Below are 18,836 nucleotides of genomic sequence, written 5' to 3'. Positions count from 1 at the left end.
CTATCGAAACGCCGAGGCCCGCCGGGCGATTCCCGGGCCCCGAGCGGTCGAACCTTTGGCGTCCCGCGTCCGTACCACTGCGCGGGAGGTCAATCCATGAGCGTGCGTCGAGTGCTCGCCGCCGTGCTGGTCGCCGTGGCGGCCGCACCGCTGGGCGCGGCGCCCGCCTGGGCGCACGGCGCCCCCACCGACCCGATCAGCCGGGCGGCGGCCTGCGGGCCGGAGGGCCGGCACGCCGCCAGTGCGGCCTGCCGGGCGGCGGTGGCGGCGGGCGCGGCCGTACGGGAATGGGACAACGTACGCGTCGCGGCCGTCAACGGTCGGGACCGGGAACGGATCCCGGACGGTGAGCTGTGCAGCGGCGGGCTGTCCGCGTACCGGGGACTGGACCTGCCCCGCACCGACTGGCCGAGCACCGAGGTGACCACGGGCGCGGCGTTCACCTTCCGCTACCGGACGACCATCGAGCACCGGGGCACCTTCCGGCTCTACGTCACCAAGTCCGACTACGACCCCCGTAAGCCGCTGACCTGGTCGGATCTGGAGTCACGGCCATTTCTGACCCGGACCGACCCGCCGGTGCGGGGTGGGGCGTACCAGTTGGCGGGCCGGCTGCCGGCGGACCGCAGCGGCCGACACCTGATCTACACGATCTGGCAGAACTCGAACACCCCGGACACCTACTACTCCTGCTCGGACGTCGTGTTCCGCACGGCGCGAAGCGGCGCGACGAAGGCGGCCCCGGCTGCTGCGCGTACCGCCGCGAGTCAGCCGGCCGCCACCGACGCGGCGGCGGTGGCGGCGGCGGCCGACCCGGGCGTGCCGGTGGCGTCAGTGACCGACCTGGGCGCGCGGTGGCCGGTGCTGGCCGGCGCCGCAGTCGTGCTGGTCCTGGTGCTGGTCGGTCTGGGCCGCCGGCGACGCGGCGCGGCCGCGCCGGTGGGACGGCAGTGCGAGGTCCGCAACCACCGGGCCGGGCGGCGCCGGATCTGGTGACCCGGCCCGCCCGCTCGACCCGGCGGCGGTCAGCCCAGCAGCCGGTCGATCTCGGCCAGCTCCTCGGTGGTGAAGTCGAGGTTGTCCACTGCGGCGATGTTGGTCTCCAACTGCTCGACGCTGCTCGCACCGATGATGAGGCTGGTCATCCGCGGGTCGCGCAGCGCCCAGGCCAGCGCGAGCTGCGCGAGGGACTGACCACGTCGCTCGGCGACCGTGCCGAGCCCCCGGATGGTGGCCATCTTCTCGTCGCTGAGGTCGCTCTCGTTGAGAAAGACGCTGGTGCGCACCCGCGAGTCGGCCGGGATGCCACCCAGGTAGCGGTCGGTCAGCAGACCCTGAGCCAGCGGGCTGTACGCGATGCAGCCGGCCCCGACCTGCTCCAACGTGTCGAGCAGGCCGTCGGACTCGGTCCAACGGTTGAGCATCGAGTACGACGGCTGGTTGATCAGCAGCGGCGTGCCCAGCTCGCGCAGGATCGCGGCGGCCCGCGTGGTCTGCTCCGAGTTGTAGTTCGAGATGCCCACGTACAGCGCCTTGCCGGAGCGGACGATCGCGTCCAACGCGCCCATCGTCTCCTCGAGCGGGGTGTCCGGGTCGAAGCGGTGCGAGTAGAAGATGTCGACGTAGTCCAGGCCCATCCGGCCCAGCGACTGGTCCAGCGACGAGATCAGGTTCTTGCGCGAGCCCCACTCGCCGTACGGGCCGGGCCACATCAGGTAGCCGGCCTTGCTGGAGATGACCAGCTCGTCCCGGTACGGCTTGAGGTCGGTGGCGAGCATCCGACCGAAGTTCTCCTCCGCCGAACCGGGCGGCGGACCGTAGTTGTTGGCCAGGTCGAAGTGGGTGACGCCCAGGTCGAAGGCACGGCGGACGATGTCGCGCTGCCTGTCGAACGGACGGTCCGGGCCGAAGTTGTGCCAGAGCCCGAGGGAGACGACGGGCAGCCGCAGGCCACTGCGTCCGCTGCGCCGGTAGGTCATGGTGTCGTAGCGGTCATCCGGGGCGAGGTAAGTCACGATCATGAGCCTAGCCGCGGGCCGTGGTGCACGGGATCGGGCGTGGAAACCGGGACAACGGGGTAGTTTCGAGGCCATGCGGTTCATCGCCCTCGACACCCCCAAACCGCTCTCCAAGATCGGCCTCGGCACCTGGCAGTTCGGCTCCCGCGAGTGGGGCTACGGCCCCGACTTCGAGCAGCGGGCCGCGCAGATCGTCCGGCGGGCCGTCGAGCTGGGCGTGACAGTCTTCGACACCGCGGAGATCTACGGCTTCGGGCGCAGCGAGCGGATCCTCGGCGCGGCGCTCGGCGACGACCGGCCCAAGGTCGTGGTCGCCAGCAAGATCTTCCCCGTGCTGCCGGTGGCCGCGGTGGTGCAGCAGCGGGCGGTCGCCTCGGCGGCCCGCCTCGGCGTCACCAGCATCGACCTTTACCAGGTGCACCAGCCCCACCCGCTGGTCGCCGACCACACCACAATGCGCGGCATGCGGGCCCTGCAGGACGTCGGGCTGGTCGGTGAGGTCGGGGTCAGCAACTACGGGCTGCGCCGCTGGCAGGTCGCCGAGGCCGCACTCGGCCGGCGGGTGCTCAGCAACCAGGTCCGCTACAGCATGCTGGACCGCGCACCCGAACAGGACCTGCTGCCGTACGCGCGCCAGACCGGCCGGGTCGTCATCGCGTACAGCCCGCTGGCGCAGGGCTTCCTGTCCGGCCGCTACGACGCGAAGAACCCGCCGACCGGCGCGGTCCGCCGCGCCAACCCGTACTTCCTGCCGGAGAACCTGGAGCGGGGCGCCGTCCTGATCGACACGCTGCGCCAGGTCGCCGAGGCACACGACGCCACACCCAGCCAGATCGCGCTGGCGTACCTGCTGCGCCACCCCAACGTGCTGGCCATTCCCGGTGCGTCAAGCGTGGAGCAGATGGAACGCAACGCCGCGGCGGCCGACCTCGACCTCGCCGACGACGAGTACGCGGCGCTGGCCGAGGCCGCCAAACGGTTCCGCCCGGTCACCGGGCTCGCCGCGCTGCCCCGGATGCTGCGTAACCGGATCGCCGGCCCGACGGAGAAATGAGCACAGTGGACGACATCACCGCACTGATCCTGGACGACCACGCCACCTTCCGGCGCGGCTTCGCCCGCCTGGACGACGCCCGCGACGAGCAGGAGCTGCTGGCCATCTGGGAGGCGCTCGCCCTGCACCTGGACATCCACGCCGAGGCGGAGGAGGCGATCCTCTACCCGCACCTGGTCAAGCACGGTGACGACGGCGAGGACGAGACCGCCGACGCGATCGGCGACCACAACAAGATCCGGGACGCCATCGCCGAGTCCAAGCTGCACCCGGTCGGCTCGAAAAAGTGGTGGGAGGCCGTCGGTACGGCCCGCCGGGAGAACAGCGAGCACCTCGCCGAGGAGGAGGACGAGGCGCTGCCCGACTTCCGCCGGCACGCCAGCTTCGAACTGCGCGCCGAGCTGGGCCAGCGCTGGCTGGCCTTCTACGGCGAGCACAAGAACGGCCGCGACCTGCCGTTCCGCGACAAGGACCCGCAGGGGTACGTCGCCGACCACCGCTGAGATCTCCCCGGTGCGGGGGAGTCGCACCCCGGGGTGACGGCAGCAGAATGACCGCATGACCTTCCGCGCGGCACTGGCCCCGCTGGTGGCCGGCAGCACCTGGCGACGCGGCGTGTTCCTGCTGCTCGGTGGTGTGCTGGCGCTGCCGTACGGGGTCCTCGCGGTGACCTTCGCGCAACTGCTCACCGACTCGACGATCCCCCGCCCGCTGGTGTACGCCCTCCTGCTGATCGCGGCGTTGATCGCCGTGGTGCCGCTGCTGCTGGACGGCAGCCGGGCCCTGGAGATCGCCGCCGTGCGGGCGTTGCTCGGCGTCGACCTGCCCGACCCCGCGCCGGGGCACCGCGGCGACCGGGAGAGCCGCCTGCGCAGCGCGCTCTGGATCGCCACGCACCTCATCATCGGCGCGCTGGTGATGATCGCGCTGTTCAGCGCCCTGCCGATGGCGCTGGCGTTCATCGCCCAGCAGTTCGGTGTGGGCGCCGAACTGACCAGCCAGGAGCGGTTCGGGCCGCTGGACGGACGGGACAGCGGCGCTCTGACGCTGACCGGGGTGGCCCTGCTGGTCGGCCTCGGCTACGCCGTCGCCGGGCTCGGCGCGCTCGCCGTCTCGATGGCGCCGGTGCTGCTCGGCCCCGCGCAAGCCGAGCGGATCGCCGCGCTGGAGGCGCGGGCCACCCGACTGGCCGAACGCAACCGGCTGGCCCGGGAACTGCACGACTCGGTAGGTCACGCGCTGACCGTGGCCACCCTCCAGGCCGGCGCGGCCCGCGAGGTGCTCGACAGCGATCCGGAGTTCGTCCGGCGGGCGCTCACCGCCATCGAGGAGGCCGGGCGGACCGCGATGGACGAGCTGGACCACGTGCTCGGGCTGCTCCGCGAGAACGGCGGCGACCGGCCCTCGGCGGCACCGCAACATACCCTCGCCGACCTGGACCGGCTGGTCGCCGACACCCGCGCGGCCGGGCTGACCGTGCACGCGCAGCGCGTCGGCGACCCGGCGCGACTGCCCGCGATCGTCTCCCGGGAGGGCTACCGGATCGTCCAGGAAGGACTGACCAACGCCGTCCGCTACGGCCACGGGCCGGTGACCCTGCGCCTGGACCTGCGGCCGGACGCGCTGGAGCTGGAACTGGTCAACACGATGAGCAGCCCCGACCGGGCCGACACGGGGCGGTCCGGTCGGGGCCTGGACGGCATGCGGGAACGGGTGCTGCTGCTCGGCGGTCGACTCACGGTGGGGCCGGACGGCGACCGCTGGCTGATCCGGGCCCGCCTGCCCTACGAGGACGTGCGATGACCACGGGCGTGCTGATCGTCGACGACGACGAGTTGATCCGGGTCGGGCTGCGGGCCATCATCGACGCCCAACCCGACCTGCGGGTGCTCGCCGAGGCCGCCGACGGCGCCGAGGTGCCGCCCCTGGTCGCCCGGCACCGCCCGGACGTGGTGCTGATGGACGTGCGGATGCCCGGCATCGACGGCATCCAGGCCACCCGGCACCTGCTGGCCACCTCCGCCGACCCGCCCCGGGTGCTGGTCGTCACCACGTTCGCCAACGACGAGTACGTCTACGAGGCGCTGCGCGCCGGCGCCTCCGGCTTCCTGCTCAAACGGGCCCGGCCGGCGGAGGTCATCGAGGCGGTCCGGGTCGTCGCGGCGGGCGAGTCGCTGCTCTTCCCGGCCGCGATCCGCCAGCTCGTCGGGGCGTACGGGCCGGCGGGTGGCGACCGGCTGCGGGCCGCCCGGCTCACCGAGCGGGAGGCCGAGGTGCTGCGGCTGATGACCACCGGCCGGTCCAACCCGGAGATCGCCGCGCACCTGGTGGTCGGGGTGGAGACGGTCAAGACGCATGTCGGCAACGTGCTGGCCAAGCTGGGCGTCCGGGACCGCACGCAGGCAGTGATCGCCGCCTACGAGTCCGGCTTCGTCACCCCGTCCGGCTGATCGGTCCCCCACCCGGGGGAGCGGGTTCACCGCCGGCCGGGAGGGTTTCGACCGGCTGCCGGCCGAGGCTGAGAGCATGACGACGATCACCGCATCCCGACCCCGTTCCGACTCCCGCTGGCCGGACCGGTTCGCCCCACTGGCCGCCGGTTGGCTCGGCCTGTGGGGCGTACTCGCCCTGGTCAGCACGCTCACCGGCGCCGGCTACCCGTTCGGCGCGAACGACAGGCACGGCGGCGACGTGAACCTGCTGCGCCTGGTGCCCGTGGACGTGGCCACCCCACTCTTCGCCGGCGTCCTGCTCACCGCCGCGGTGGCCGCCCTCGCCATGAGCCGCCCCGCGGTCCGCCCGCCCGGCCCGCTGCGGGTGCTGCTCGCCGGCTACGGCTGGGCGGTGGCGTTCGGACTCGCCGTGGTCGTCCCGGACGCCCGGGTGCTGATCGTCCTCGGCTACCTGCCGATCCTGATCGTGGGAGCGCCGTTCGGCTGGCCGCCCGTCGACTACTCCGACATCTTCAACTGGGCGCTGTTCGGTCGGTTCGCCGCGCTCGCCGGCGGGCTGCTGCTGGCCGGGGCGGTCCTCACCTGGCAGCGCCGTACCGCCGGGGCCTGCGTCGGCTGCGGGCGCGGCGACACCGACCGGGGTTGGACCACCCCGACCGCCGCCGCGCGCTGGGGTCGGTGGGCCGCCGGCATCGCGGCGGCAATTCCGCTGACGTACGCGTCGACCCGGTTCGCCTGGGCAGCCGGCATCCCGCTCGGCATCTCCCGCGAGTTCCTGACCGAGATGCAGGACACCGGGCTGGTCTGGGCCGGGTTCGGGCTGGGCGCGTTCGCCACCGTCGGCGCGATCCTCACCCTCGGGCTGGTCCAGCCTTGGGGCGAGCGGTTCCCGCGCTGGATGGTCGGGCTCGCCGGTCGCCGGGTGCCGGTGCTGCTGGCCGTGGTGCCGGCCACCCTGGTCGCCATCGCGGTGACCGCCGCCAGCCTGGGACTGCTCAGCAACCCCAGGTTCTGGGAGCTCACCGGCGGGGTCAGCCTGACCGGGGCGCCCATGCTGCTCTGGCCGCTGTGGGGCGTGGCGCTCGGCGCGGCGGCGTACGCGTACCACATGCGCCGCCGGGGGGCCTGCGGACGCTGCGGCCGGGGCTGAGGGTGGGCGGTGGGGGTGCTCCCGATGCCCGGGGCGCCCCCGCGAATGTGAGCTAGCGTTACTCGGGTGACTGCGCCTACCCCGGTAATCCCGGTTCCACCGGCCGACCTGCCCGGCACGCTCGGCGCGCTGCGCGCGGCCGGTCACCAGTACCGCACCGTCAAGCAGGAACTCCGCGACAACCTCCTCGCCCGGATGCGTTCCGGCGAGACCCGTTTCCCGGGCATCGTCGGCTACGACGACAGCGTCCTTCCCGAGGTCGAGCGCGCTCTGCTCGCCGGGCACGACATGGTGCTGCTCGGCGAGCGCGGCCAGGGCAAGACCCGACTGATCCGCGCGCTGGGCGGGCTGCTCGACGAGTGGACCCCCGTCATTGCAGGTTCGGTCCTCAACGAGCACCCGATGCACCCGCTCACCCCCGCGTCGGTCGCCCAGGTCGCCGAGGCCGGCGACGAGCTGCCGATCGGCTGGCTGCACCGCTCGATGCGCTACGGCGAGAAGCTCGCCACCCCGGACACCAGCGTCGGCGACCTGATCGGTGACGTCGACCCGATCCGGATCGCCCAGGGACGCACCCTCGGTGACCCGGAGACCATCCACTTCGGGTTGGTGCCGCGCACCAACCGGGGCATCTTCGCCGTCAACGAACTGCCCGACCTGGCCGAGCGCATCCAGGTGGCGCTGCTCAACGTGCTGGAGGAGCGGGACATCCAGGTCCGCGGCTACCAGCTGCGCCTCCCGCTGGACCTGCTCCTGGTGGCCAGCGCCAACCCGGAGGACTACACCAACCGGGGCCGGATCATCACCCCGCTCAAGGACCGGTTCGGCGCCGAGATCCGCACCCACTACCCGGTCGACCTGGAGTTGGAGCTGGCGCTGATCCGCCAGGAGGCCGACCTGGTCGCCGAGGTGCCGGAGCACGTGCTGGAGGTGCTGGCCCGGTTCGCCCGCGCCGTGCGGGAGTCCCCGTCGGTGGACCCGCGCTCCGGTGTCTCCGCCCGGTTCGCGATCGCCGCCGCCGAGACGGTCGCCGGCGCCGCGTTGCGCCGTGCCGGCCTGCTCGCCGCCTCCGCCAACCCGGACGGTCGGTCCGAGGCCGCGGTGGCGCGGGTCGGCGACGCGGTGTCGGTGACCAGCACGCTGCGCGGCAAGGTGGAGTTCGAGAGCGGCGAGGAGGGGCGGGAGATCGAGGTCCTCGCCCACCTGCTGCGGACCGCCACCGCCGAGACGTTCCGCGCCCACCTGGCCGGGCTGGACCTGTCCGGGTTCACCGCCCTGGTCGAGGACGGGACGGCGATCGAGACCGGCGAGCTGGTCGGTTCGACCGAGCTGCTGCGCCAGGTGGGCACCGTTCCCGGCCTGGCCAAGGTGCTGGACCGGCTCGGCCTCGGCGACGCGCCCACCCCGGAGGAGGCCGCTGCCGCGGTCGAGTTCGTGCTGGAGGGGCTGCACCTGACCCGCCGGCTCGGCAAGGACGTGACCGACTCGGGGCGCACCGTCTACGGCGGCCGGGGCTGACCATGGCCGGTAACCGGTTCCGGTACGGGCAGTGGAACGGCGGGCCCGACCCGCTCGCACCCCCGTACGACGTGCGTGAGGCGGTGGACGCGGTCGGCGCCGAGGTGCTGGCCGGCGGCAGCCTGCGGGAGGCGCTGCGCGACCTGCTGCGCCGTGGCCCGCTGGGGCGTGGCGGGCTCGACGACCTGGCCGCCCGGGCGCGACGGCTGCGCCGCGAGGCGCTGCGCCGTGGCGATCTCGACGGTGCGGTGACCCGCGCACAGGCGCTGCTCGACCAGGCCCTCGCTGCCGAGCGCGACGAGCTGCGGGGCCGCGACGACGACGACGCGCGGTTCGCCGAGGCGGTGCTGGACAACCTGCCCCGCTCGACTGCGCGGGCGGTCGAGGAGCTGTCCGGCTACCAGTGGGCCAGCGAGGACGCCCGCCGCTCGTACCAGCAGATCCTCGACCAGCTCCGCGACGACGTCCTCGGTCAGCGGTTCGCCGGGCTGCGCGACGCGGTGCGCGCGTCGGCCGATCCGGCGGCGCAGCAGCGGCTCGCCGAGATGATGCGGGACCTGAACGACCTGCTGGCCCGGCACGGCCGCGCGGAGGACACCACCGACGCGTTCGCCGAGTTCATGCGCCGGCACGGTGACTTCTTCCCGGAGCAGCCGGAGACTGTCGACGAGCTGATCGACGTGCTGGCCCGCCGCTCGGCGGCCGGTGAGCGGCTGATGAACTCGCTCTCCGAGCGGCAGCGCGCCGAGCTGGCCGGCCTGATGCGGCAGTCACTCGGCGACCGTCTCGCCGGGGAGCTGTCCGCGCTCGACGCCAACCTGCGGGCGCTGCGACCGGATCTGCGGTGGGGGCGTGGCGAGCGGGTCCGGGGTGAGCAGCCGCTGGACTACGCCGACGCCGCCGGGGCGCTGGGTGAGATTGGCGAGCTGGACGACCTGCTGGACCAGCTCGACCAGGAACACCCCGGAGCCACGCTGGACGACGTGGACGTCGACGCGGTGGCCCGGACGCTGGGCCGGGACGCCGCCGACGACGTACGCCGACTGCGTGATCTGGAGCGGGAGCTACGCCGGCAGGGTTGGGTGAGTCGGGACGCGGACGGGCTCACGCTGAGCCCGAAGGCGTTGCGCCGACTCGGTGGCACCGCGCTGCGGCGGGTCTTCGCCGAACTGACCGCCGGGCCGCGGGGCCAGCACGACCTGCGCTCGGCGGGCGCCGCCGGCGAGGTCAGCGGCGCGTCCCGCCCCTGGGAGTACGGCGACGAGCAGCCGTTGGACGTGGTCCGCACGCTGACCCGGGCGGTCCGCCGGGCCGGCCCGACAGTTCCGCTTCAGCTCGCGGTGGACGACTTCGAGGTGGTGGAGACCGAGAAGCGGGCCTCCGCGGCGGTGGTGCTCTGCGTCGACCTGTCGTACTCGATGATCTCGCAGGGTCGTTGGGGGCCGATGAAGCAGACGGCGCTGGCGTTGGCGCACCTGATGGAGACCCGTTTCCCGCAGGACGCGTTGCAGATCGTGGGCTTCGGTCGGGAGGCGATGACCCTCACCCAGCAGGAGCTGGCGGCGGTGGAGCCCGACATGGAGCAGGGGACTAACCTTCAGCACGCGTTGCGGCTGGCCGCTCGGCACCTGCGCCGCCATCCGGACGCCGAGCCGGTGGTGCTGGTGGTCACCGACGGGGAGCCGACCGCCCACCTGGACCCGGACGACGGCGAGGCGCTGTTCCACTGGCCGCCGCTGCCGGAGACGATCGAGGCGACCGTCCGTGAGGTGGACAAGCTGAGCCGCTACGGCGCCACTCTCAACCTGTTCATGCTCGGCGACGACCCGGGTCTGCGCCGCTTCGTCGACGCGGTGGCCCGGCGCAGCCGGGGTCGCATGTTCACTCCCGACACCGACGACCTGGGCGAGTACGTGGTGTCCGACTACCTCCGCTCCCGCCAGTCCCGCCGCTGAACCGACCCGTGTCGATCATGGAGTTGTCCTGGGTGGCAAATGCCGCTCATCCGGGTGAACCGGTCACCACAACGCCATGATCGACGCGGTGGGGCGGGTGGGGTGGGGGTGTGGTGGAGACTGGTGGCTTGCGGCGCGCTTATGACGGGGTGTTCGCCGAGATCGACGGGGCGACGTTTGGTCCGGCTCCGGAGGGGCAGCTCAGCGCGGAGCAGATCGTCGCGCATCTGGTCGCCAACGACGAGCTGATGATCCAGGCCACCGAGGCGCTGCTGGCCGGGTCGCCGTTCGCCTACTACGAGCTGGAAGAGGACATCCACCGTCCGCAGCTCGACGCGCTCGCCGCCGAGCACGGTGGTCTGCGTGGCCTGACCGCGCTGCTGCACGACACCAGCGACCGGCTGTGCGGGCTGGTCGATCAGCTCGGCCTGGCCGCCGACACCCCGGTCGAGACGCACCTGCGCGAGGGCTTCGACCTCATCGTGGACGAGCCGCTGCCCTGGTCCCGCACCCTCGACCTGCACACCCGCGTGCACCTGCCCAAACACCAGTCCCAGCTGCACCTGCTCCGTACCTGAGCCGCAGCCCGAGGGCCCTCGCCGATCTTGCATATTCGGTCTCGACAACGGTGTGCACAAAGGGCATCTCGGCGACCGAAAGCGCAAGATCGCGGGGTGTGGGGGTCAGGGGTTGATCAGCTCGGGGCGAGGGTGGAAGGTGCGGCGGTAGGTGGACGGGGCCACGCCGACGCGTTGGTGGAGTTGCTGGCGTAGGGCCGCCGTCGTACCGAAACCGCAGCGGCTGGCGATCTGGTCGACGGTGAGGTCGGTCGTCTCCAACAGCAGTCGCGCGTGGTCGGTGCGCTGCTGCAGCAGCCACTGGGCCGGGCTCAGGCCGGTCTCCGAGCGGAAGCGCCGGGTGAAGGTCCGCACGCTCATCCGCGACTGCTCGGCCAGGTCGCGCAGCGCGATCGGCTCGTGCAGCCGCTGCCGCGCCCACTCCCGGGCGCCCGCCGTGCTGGTGTCCGTCGCCTTCGGCACCGGCTGCTCGATGTACTGCGCCTGCCCACCGTCGCGCCACGGCGGCATCACGCAGCGGCGGGCCGCCCGGTTGGCGACCTCGCTGCCGTGGTCGAGGCGGATGACGTGCAGGCAGAGGTCGATGCCGGCGGCCACTCCGGCCGAGGTGAACACCCGGTCGTCGACGATGAAGAGCACGTCCGGGTCGAGGGCCACCCGGTCGTACAGGCGGCGGAACCGCTCGGCGTACGCCCAGTGGGTGGTGGCCCGACGTCCGTCGAGCAGACCGGCTGCGGCCAGCACGAACGCCCCCGTGCAGATCGACATGATCCGGGCGCCCCGCTCGTACGCCGACCGCAGCGCCTCGGCCACCTCCGGCTCGATGCCGCCCGAGGTCAGTGCGGCGCCGTCGTGGATGCCCGGGACGATCACCGTGTCGGCGGTGTCGAGCAGCTCCAGCCCGTGGTCGGCGAGCACCTGGAAGCCTGCGGTGCTGCGGACCGGCCGCCCACCCGGGGTGCACACCCGCACGTCGTAGCGGGGCTGGTCGTCCGCGCCCCGGGCGGTGCTGAAGACCTGGGACGGGGTGCCCAGATCGAGGCCGATGACCTGGTCGAGGGCGAGGACGGCGATCCGGTGCGGGCCACTGCTCATGGCCCGATTATTGCGCATGATGGCTTTCCGGCCACTCGTCGCCACCGAGGGCGCGACTCAGACTGATCAGCGTGACCAAGAACCGTCGCCTGCACCCCGCCTGGCTCGTCGCCGCCGTGGCCTTCGTGGCGCTGGTCGGCGCGGCCGGCTTCCGCGCCACCCCGTCGGTGCTGCTGCACCCGTTGCACGAGGAGTTCGGCTGGCCGCTCGCCACCATCTCCGCGGCCGTCTCGGTCAACCTGCTCCTGTACGGGCTGACCGCGCCGTTCGCCGCCGCGCTGATGGACCGGTTCGGGATCCGCCGGGTGGTCTCGGTGGCGCTGCTGCTGGTCGCCGCCGGCAGCGGCCTGACGGTCTTCATGACCGCGAGCTGGCAGTTGCTGCTGTGCTGGGGCGTCCTCGTCGGCCTGGGCACCGGCTCGATGGCGCTGGCGTTCGTGGCGACGGTCACCGGGCGCTGGTTCGTCCGTCGACGGGGACTCGTGACCGGCGTGCTGACCGCGGGCGGGGCGGCCGGCCAACTGATCTTCCTGCCGCTGATCGCCGTGCTAGTGCGCGACCACGGATGGCGCACGGCGGCGCTCGTCGTGGCCGGAGCCGCCCTGGCGGTCGTACCCCTGGTGGTGTGGTTGCTGCGCGAACACCCGGCGGATCTCGACCTGCCCGCCTACGGCGCGACCGAGGTTGTTGCCGCGCCGCCGCCGACCGGCGGCGCGGCGACCCGGGCGCTGGGCGCGCTGGCCGCCGCGGCCCGGACCCGGCCGTTCTGGCTGCTGGCCGGCGGGTTCGCGATCTGCGGCGCCACCACCAACGGCCTCGTCGGTACGCACTTCGTGCCGGCCGCGCACGACCACGGCATGGCCGAGACCACGGCGGCCGGGCTGCTCGCGCTGGTGGGGCTCTTCGACATCGTCGGCACGATCGCCTCCGGCTGGCTCACCGACCGGGTGGACAGTCGGTTGCTGCTCGGCGCGTACTACGCCCTGCGCGGGTTGTCGCTGCTGGTGCTGCCGAGCCTGTTCAGTGGCGCCGCCCGGCCGAGCATGCTGGTGTTCATCGTCTTCTACGGCCTGGACTGGGTGGCCACCGTGCCGCCGACTGTCGCGCTGTGCCGGGAGTACTTCGGCGGCACCGGCGCCGTCGTGTTCGGCTGGGTGTTCGCCGCCCACCAGTTCGGGGCGGCGCTCGCGGCGACGGGCGCGGGGCTCGTCCGCGACCGGCTCGGCGACTACGCGCTGGCCTGGTACGTGGCGGGTGCCCTGTCGATCGGCGCCGCCGGGCTGTCGTTGCTGCTACGTCGACGGCCGGGCCGACCCGTGCCGGAGGCCGTCCTCCTCGCCGCGACCGCACCCCGGGCGTGGAGCTTCCGGGGCTGAGTCAGCTCACCGTCCACTGCTGGGCGGGCCGGCCGTCGCAGGGCCGCTGCCGGATCTCGTCCCCGGCCTCGGCGCCGTCGTCGTCGGCCTGCGCGCACTTGCCGCTGTGCACGGCGACGACCAGCACCGGACCGGTGCCGGTCGGGGTCAGCCGCCACTGCTGGTTGGCCTTACCGTGGCAGGGGAACTGCTGCAACTTCGCGCCGTCGTCACCGCTGCCGCCCTCGACGTCGAGGCACTGTCCGTGGGCGGCGTTGGTAAGCGTCACCGTGTCCGTTCCGGTCGGGTTGACGACCCACTGCTGCTCCGGGCCGCCGGTGCAGGCGGCCAACTCGGCCTGCGCCTTCTCGCCGTCGCCGTCGAGCCCGAGGCAGAGCCCGGAGGGCGAGCGCAACACGCGGGGCCCGGTGGTCGGGACGGCCGGGGTGGCCGACGGGGTCGGCGACGGCTCGACCGAGGGCGTCGGGCTGGGCTCGGCCGCCGGGGTGGTTGGCTCGGCCGCGCCGGACTGCGCGGCGACGGTGGCGGGTACCACCGGTTTGTCGTCGCCGTCGAGGAGGCCGGTGGCGAAGACCACCCCGAGGAGTACGCCCACCAGCCCGACCGCCAACGCCACCCGCAACAGCGGGTCGGCAAGCGGCCCGGAACGCGCTCGCCGCCGACCGCCGTAGACGGTGCCGGCGGGATCGGGGCGCTCCTCGGGCAGGGACATAGTGGCCATCCTCGCCCAGTCCGGCGGGTCGGGGCCAGCCGAGCCACGCCGGGCGGGGCAGCCGGCCCGGCGGGATCAGCGGGTCGGCTGCGGGTCGGTGACGTCGGCAACAGTCGCGCCGAGGGCGGTGATCGCCGCGTCGGCGTCGACCGCGACGGCGAGACCGCGCTCGCCCGCGCCGAGGGTGATCTCCCGGCCGCGCAGTCGCTCGTCGGCGATCACCGGCCACGCGGTGCTCGCGCCGAACGGGGTGATCGTGCCGCGCTCGTACCCGGTGGCGGCCAGGGCGCCCGCCGCGTCCGGCATGGAGATGCGCTGCACACCGAGCAGGGCGCGCAGCTTCGGCCAGGAGATGACCCGGTCGCCGGGGGTCAGCACGAACAGGTGATCGTCGGCGCCACGGCGGACGACAATGGTCTTGACCACATCCGGGACCGCCACGCCACGGGCTGCGGCGGCCTCCGCGAGGCTGCCTACCGCACCGTGGCTGACCAGGCGATACGGCAGTCCGGCGGAGTCCAGGGCGGCGATCGCGGGCGACGGCATGCCCGCCACGGTAACCGTCGAACCTGGCGTCGGACGGGAAACAGCGGGCGTCGACATCCCACCGTTTCCGGGGGCCGGGCGTAAGGTGATCACATGCGCGCTGAGCGTGTGGATCACCCCATTGACCATGATGAAGCGGTGGACACGCTGCGGCGGTCGTACGCCGCGGTGCCCACGGGCGAGCCTGTCCGGCTGGCCAAACGCACCTCCAACCTGTTCCGCCCCCGGTCCGCACCCCGGACCCCGGGCCTCGACGTGAGCGGCCTCAACCGGGTGCTCACGGTGGACGCGACCGCCCGGACCGCCGACGTGCAGGGCATGTGCACGTACGAGGACCTGGTCGACGCGACGCTGCCGCACGGGCTGATGCCCCTGGTGGTGCCGCAACTGCGCACCATCACCCTGGGCGGGGCGGTGACCGGCCTCGGGATCGAGTCGACCTCGTTCCGCAACGGCCTGCCCCACGAATCGGTACGCGAGATGGACATCCTCACCGGCTCCGGCGAGATCGTCACCGCCCGGCCGGACGGGGAGCACGCCGACCTGTTCACCGCGTTCCCCAACTCGCTGGGCAGCCTGGGGTACGCCACCCGGCTGCGCATCGAGCTGCAACCGATCGGCCGGTACGTGGCGTTGCGCAACATCCGGTTCACCCAACTGGAGGCGCTCACCGACGCGATCGCCGAGGTGACCGCCACCCGGTCGTGGGCCGGCGAGCCGGTCGACGTGATGGACGGCGTGATGTTCAGCCCCGGTGAGGCGTACCTGATCCTGGGCACGTTCACCGACGCCGCCGACCCGCCCAGCGACTACACCGGCCAGTCGATCTACTACCGGTCGCTGCGTCGGCGTACGCGGGACGTGCTGACCGCGTACGACTATCTGTGGCGCTGGGACACCGACTGGTTCTGGTGTTCGGCGGCGTTCGGCGCGCAGCACCCGGTCGTGCGCAGGCTCTGGCCGGCGCGTTATCGGCGCAGCGACGTCTACCACCGACTGGTCCGCCTCGAGCACCGGCACCAGGTGGCGGCCCGGATCGACCGGCTGCGCGGCCAGCCGGCCCGCGAGCGGGTCGTGCAGGACGTGGAGATCCCGCTGGACCGCACTGCCGACTTCCTGCGCTGGTTCGCGGGCAGCGTGGGGATGACCCCGGTGTGGCTCTGCCCGTTGCGGTTGCGCGAGCCGGAAGGTCCCGGTTCCGCGCGGTCGTGGCCGCTGTATCCACTCCACGCGGGGCAGGACTACGTCAACATTGGTTTCTGGGGGAGCGTTCCGATCGCGCCCGGCGCCGCCGACGGCGACGTCAACCGCACGATCGAACGCAGGGTGTCGGAGTCGGGCGGGCACAAGTCGCTCTACTCGGACGCGTACTACGACCGGGACGCCTTCGATCGCCTCTACGGCGGCGAGACCTGGCGCGCGGTGAAGGACCGCTACGACCCGGACCACCGGCTGACGGGACTGTACGAGAAGGCGGTAGCACGAGCATGAGCCTGACCGATCGAGACCAGGGGGCGGCGAGCGTCCCCGCCACCCCGCCGGCGGGGGGCCGGCGCACCGGTCCGACCGTGGCGGACGTCGTCCGCGCGGTCACCGGGGGGCCGTTGCCGGTGCGGATCACCGGGTACGACGGCAGCGCCGTCGGCCCGGCCGACGCGGGCATCACCCTGTCGATCCGTTCCGAGCGGGGTCTGTCGTACCTGCTCACCGCACCCGGTGACCTGGGCATGGCCCGGGCGTACGTCAGCGGTGACCTGGCGTTGCAGGGGGTGCACCCGGGTGACCCGTACGAGGCGCTGCGGGTGCTCAAGGACGAGTTGCGGCTGCGCCCGCCGTCGGTTGCCGACGGGGTGGCGCTCGTGCGCGGGCTGGGCTGGGAGCGGCTGCTGCCGCCACCGGCTCCGCCGCAGGAGGCGCTGCCGCGCTGGAAGCGGGTGATGAACGGGATGCGGCACTCGCGGGTGCGCGACAGCACCGCGATCTCGCACCACTACGACGTCTCGAACGCCTTCTACGAGAAGGTGCTCGGCCCGTCGATGACGTACACCTGCGCGGTCTACCGGTCCCCGGACGACACGCTGGAGCAGGCCCAGGCGGCGAAGTACGACCTGGTCGCCGGCAAGCTGGCGCTGAAGAAGGGCATGCGGCTGCTGGACGTGGGCTGCGGCTGGGGCGGGATGGTCCGCCACGCCGCCCGGGAGTACGGCGTGAAGGCGCTCGGGGTGACCCTGTCGAAGGCGCAGGCGCAGTGGGCGCAGGCGGCGATCGAGCGGGAGGGGTTGAGCGAGCTGGCCGAGGTGCGGCACCTGGACTACCGGGACGCCCCGGCGGAGCAGTTCGACGCCATCTCCTCGATCGGTCTGACCGAGCACATCGGTGTGCGCAACTACCCGTCCTACTTCGGCGCTCTGCGGTCGCGGCTGCGTACGGGTGGACGGCTGCTGAACCACACGATCACGCGGGCCGACAACCGGGCGCCCCACCGCTCGGGCGCGTTCATCGACAGGTACGTCTTCCCGGACGGCGAGTTGGCCGGCCCGGGTCGGTTGATCAGCGAGGTGCACGACGCCGGGCTGGAGGTGCACCACGAGGAGAACCTGCGCCAGCACTACGCGCTGACGCTTGCCGCGTGGTGTCGCAACCTGGTGGAGCACTGGGACTTCTGCGTCTCTGAGGTGGGCGCGGGGACCGCCCGGGTGTGGGGCCTCTACATGGCCGGCTCGCGGATGGCCTTCGAGCGCAACGGCATCCAGCTGCACCAGGTGCTGGCCACCCACAACGGCCCGGACGGTGTGAACGGCTACCCGCTGCGACCCGACTGGTTGCCCTGATCATCTACTGAACGTCGCCTGAAGCTGAACGTCGCCTGAAGCCGCGTCGAGAAAGTCGGCGCGGCTTCTCGCGAAGCGATTGACAAACAAACTTTGTACGTACAAACTGATTTTGCCATGAGAGACGTCCTGTACCTGGAGCAGATCGAGCAGGCCGAAGTCCTGCTCAAGCCGCAGCGCGTCGAGGTGCTGCGGCAACTCGCCGAACCGCGCACCTGCACGGAGGTCGCGGCCCGACTCGACCAGACGCCGCAGCGCGTCTACTACCACGTCAAGCAGCTCGTCTCGGCCGGCCTGGTCGAGCTGGTCAACGAGCGCAAGGTTCGCGGCATCACCGAAGGCATCTACCAGGCCGCCGCCCGGTCCTACTGGCTCTCCCCGCGGCTGGTCGGCCGGATCGGGCTGCGCCGGGCCCGCGACGAGCTGAGCCTGGGCTACCTGCTCGACCTGATGGAGGAGGTCCAGGCCGACATCGCCGACCTGGACCGCTCGGCGCCCGAACTGCCCTCGATCGGGGTCTCCGGCGAGATCCGGGTGCCCGCCGAGCAGCGCCAGCAGTTCCTGCACGACCTGCAGACCGCACTTCAGGACCTGTTCAGTCGCTACGGCGGGAGCGAAGGCGATGCCTTCAAGCTCGCTGTCGCCTGCTATCCGAAAGGGAACGACAATGAGTGAACAGTTGAAGGTCCAGGCCCGCCTCTCCGCGTCTGTCGGGCGCGTCCGCGAGGCCCTGACCGACCCGGCCGAGCTGCGACTCTGGCTGGCCGAGCACGCCGAGGTCGAGCTGCCCCAGCGGTACGAGTTCTGGGGTCGCTACACGCCCGAGGGTGACGCCCCGCACCAGCGTCTGCTGCACGCCGACGACGACACGCTGCGCTTCGGCTGGTTGCTCGACGGGGTGGAGACCACCACCGAGTTCCAGCTGACAGCCGAGGGCACGGACAGCACGGTGTTGACGCTGACCCAGAGCCACTTCGACTTCGCCGAGGCGATGAGCGGTTCCAGCATCCGGGGCGTGCTCCAGACGTTCTGGGCGCTGTCCATCGCCAACCTGGCCGCCCACCTGGAGGGTCGGCCGCTGCTGCCCCGCACCGACTTCACCTCCGCCGACCTGCGCGGCGAGCTGGTCATCGCCGCCCCCATGGACAAGGTGTGGGAGTCGCTCACCGACTCCGAGCAGGCCAGCGCCTGGTTCGGCTACCCGATCGGGATCGAGCCCTGGGTCGGCGGCCGGTACGCGATGGGCGGCTTCGAGACCGGGTACGCGGCCAAGATCGTCGACTTGGAGCCGGGCCGGAAGATGTCCGTGGACTGGGGACCGACAGGCGTCACGAACTGGGAGCTGGCCGAGTCCAACGGCCGGACCACGCTGACCTTCGTGCAGAGCGGCTTCGACGAGGGCAATCCTCCGTACGCTGCCTGGAGCGGGTCGGTGGCCGGCCTGGCCGAGCTGCGCCGCTTCCACGAGGTGCCGGACTGGCAGCCGATCTGGCTCGCGACCGAGGTGCCCGGCCTGGAGCCCCAGCCCGCCAGCTGACCGTCGCGCCGGG

The 18,836-nt window shown here is 72.7% G+C and carries 18 protein-coding genes; 14 read left to right on the top strand and 4 right to left on the bottom strand.

The features are described 5' to 3' along the window. The first annotated feature begins 96 nt into the window (after positions 1-96). Entirely contained in the window at positions 97-996 is a 900-nt protein-coding gene (locus tag B0E54_RS09980) for a lytic polysaccharide monooxygenase (protein ID WP_234583077.1), read from the top strand. Between the two features lie 29 nt (positions 997-1,025). On the opposite strand, the gene mgrA is transcribed toward B0E54_RS09980, so the two are convergent. Beyond that, entirely contained in the window at positions 1,026-2,021 is a 996-nt protein-coding gene (gene mgrA / locus B0E54_RS09975; RefSeq protein ID WP_234583076.1) for an L-glyceraldehyde 3-phosphate reductase, read from the bottom strand. Positions 2,022-2,091: 70 nt separating this feature from the next. Between mgrA and B0E54_RS09970 the strand changes: the two genes are divergently transcribed. The 8 genes from B0E54_RS09970 to B0E54_RS09935 all read left to right on the top strand — a co-directional run bounded on the left by B0E54_RS09970 (position 2,092) and on the right by B0E54_RS09935 (position 10,726). Further along, complete coding sequence (locus B0E54_RS09970) at positions 2,092-3,072, top strand: aldo/keto reductase (protein ID WP_234583075.1); 981 nt, start codon at positions 2,092-2,094, stop codon at positions 3,070-3,072. Next, positions 3,069-3,575 (top strand): hemerythrin domain-containing protein, encoded by a 507-nt coding sequence (locus B0E54_RS09965; protein ID WP_234583073.1) that lies wholly within the window; start codon positions 3,069-3,071, stop codon positions 3,573-3,575. The genes B0E54_RS09970 and B0E54_RS09965 overlap by 4 nt, the downstream gene beginning before the upstream one ends. 55 nt (positions 3,576-3,630) lie before the next feature. Further along, positions 3,631-4,875, top strand: a complete 1,245-nt coding sequence (locus B0E54_RS09960) for a sensor histidine kinase (protein ID WP_234583071.1) — start codon at positions 3,631-3,633, stop codon at positions 4,873-4,875. Then, positions 4,872-5,522, top strand: a complete 651-nt coding sequence (locus B0E54_RS09955; protein WP_234583069.1) for a response regulator transcription factor — start codon at positions 4,872-4,874, stop codon at positions 5,520-5,522. The genes B0E54_RS09960 and B0E54_RS09955 overlap by 4 nt, the downstream gene beginning before the upstream one ends. Before the next feature lie 76 nt (positions 5,523-5,598). Continuing rightward, a complete protein-coding gene (locus B0E54_RS09950; RefSeq protein ID WP_234583068.1) occupies positions 5,599-6,675 on the top strand; it encodes a hypothetical protein in 1,077 nt (358 codons plus the stop codon). 66 nt (positions 6,676-6,741) lie between these two features. Beyond that, positions 6,742-8,193, top strand: a complete 1,452-nt coding sequence (locus B0E54_RS09945; protein WP_234583066.1) for a sigma 54-interacting transcriptional regulator — start codon at positions 6,742-6,744, stop codon at positions 8,191-8,193. Positions 8,194-8,195: 2 nt separating this feature from the next. Next, complete coding sequence (locus tag B0E54_RS09940) at positions 8,196-10,148, top strand: VWA domain-containing protein (RefSeq protein ID WP_234583065.1); 1,953 nt, start codon at positions 8,196-8,198, stop codon at positions 10,146-10,148. A gap of 113 nt (positions 10,149-10,261) precedes the next feature. Further along, positions 10,262-10,726, top strand: a complete 465-nt coding sequence (locus B0E54_RS09935) for a hypothetical protein (protein ID WP_234583063.1) — start codon at positions 10,262-10,264, stop codon at positions 10,724-10,726. 105 nt (positions 10,727-10,831) lie between these two features. Here the strand turns inward: B0E54_RS09935 and B0E54_RS09930 are convergent, their stop codons facing one another. Continuing rightward, entirely contained in the window at positions 10,832-11,821 is a 990-nt protein-coding gene (locus B0E54_RS09930; protein WP_374109258.1) for a GlxA family transcriptional regulator, read from the bottom strand. Positions 11,822-11,892: 71 nt separating this feature from the next. Here B0E54_RS09930 and B0E54_RS09925 point away from each other — a divergent pair, with 71 nt between their 5' ends. After that, a complete protein-coding gene (locus B0E54_RS09925) occupies positions 11,893-13,197 on the top strand; it encodes an MFS transporter (RefSeq protein ID WP_234583060.1) in 1,305 nt (434 codons plus the stop codon). 1 nt (position 13,198) lies between these two features. Here the strand turns inward: B0E54_RS09925 and B0E54_RS09920 are convergent, their stop codons facing one another. Continuing rightward, entirely contained in the window at positions 13,199-13,909 is a 711-nt protein-coding gene (locus tag B0E54_RS09920; protein ID WP_234583058.1) for an RICIN domain-containing protein, read from the bottom strand. Positions 13,910-13,984: 75 nt separating this feature from the next. Then, the gene (locus B0E54_RS09915) at positions 13,985-14,455 is read right to left on the bottom strand and encodes an aminoacyl-tRNA deacylase (RefSeq protein ID WP_234583056.1); all 471 of its coding nucleotides are present in this window, start codon (positions 14,453-14,455) and stop codon (positions 13,985-13,987) included. Positions 14,456-14,548: 93 nt separating this feature from the next. Here B0E54_RS09915 and B0E54_RS09910 point away from each other — a divergent pair, with 93 nt between their 5' ends. From B0E54_RS09910 to B0E54_RS09895, 4 genes are all read left to right on the top strand, one after another. Beyond that, a complete protein-coding gene (locus B0E54_RS09910; RefSeq protein WP_234583054.1) occupies positions 14,549-15,946 on the top strand; it encodes an FAD-binding oxidoreductase in 1,398 nt (465 codons plus the stop codon). Next, the gene (locus B0E54_RS09905) at positions 15,943-17,286 is read left to right on the top strand and encodes a class I SAM-dependent methyltransferase (RefSeq protein WP_234583052.1); all 1,344 of its coding nucleotides are present in this window, start codon (positions 15,943-15,945) and stop codon (positions 17,284-17,286) included. Before B0E54_RS09910 ends, B0E54_RS09905 begins: the two co-directional genes overlap by 4 nt. A gap of 117 nt (positions 17,287-17,403) precedes the next feature. Beyond that, entirely contained in the window at positions 17,404-17,961 is a 558-nt protein-coding gene (locus B0E54_RS09900) for a helix-turn-helix domain-containing protein (protein WP_234583050.1), read from the top strand. Further along, the gene (locus B0E54_RS09895; RefSeq protein WP_234583049.1) at positions 17,954-18,823 is read left to right on the top strand and encodes an SRPBCC family protein; all 870 of its coding nucleotides are present in this window, start codon (positions 17,954-17,956) and stop codon (positions 18,821-18,823) included. The genes B0E54_RS09900 and B0E54_RS09895 overlap by 8 nt, the downstream gene beginning before the upstream one ends. Positions 18,824-18,836 lie beyond the last annotated feature (13 nt).

Origin of the sequence: Micromonospora sp. MH99, from assembly GCF_021442385.1 — a bacterium.
Lineage (GTDB): Bacteria > Actinomycetota > Actinomycetes > Mycobacteriales > Micromonosporaceae > Micromonospora.
This window is presented reverse-complemented; position numbering and strand designations above follow the sequence as displayed.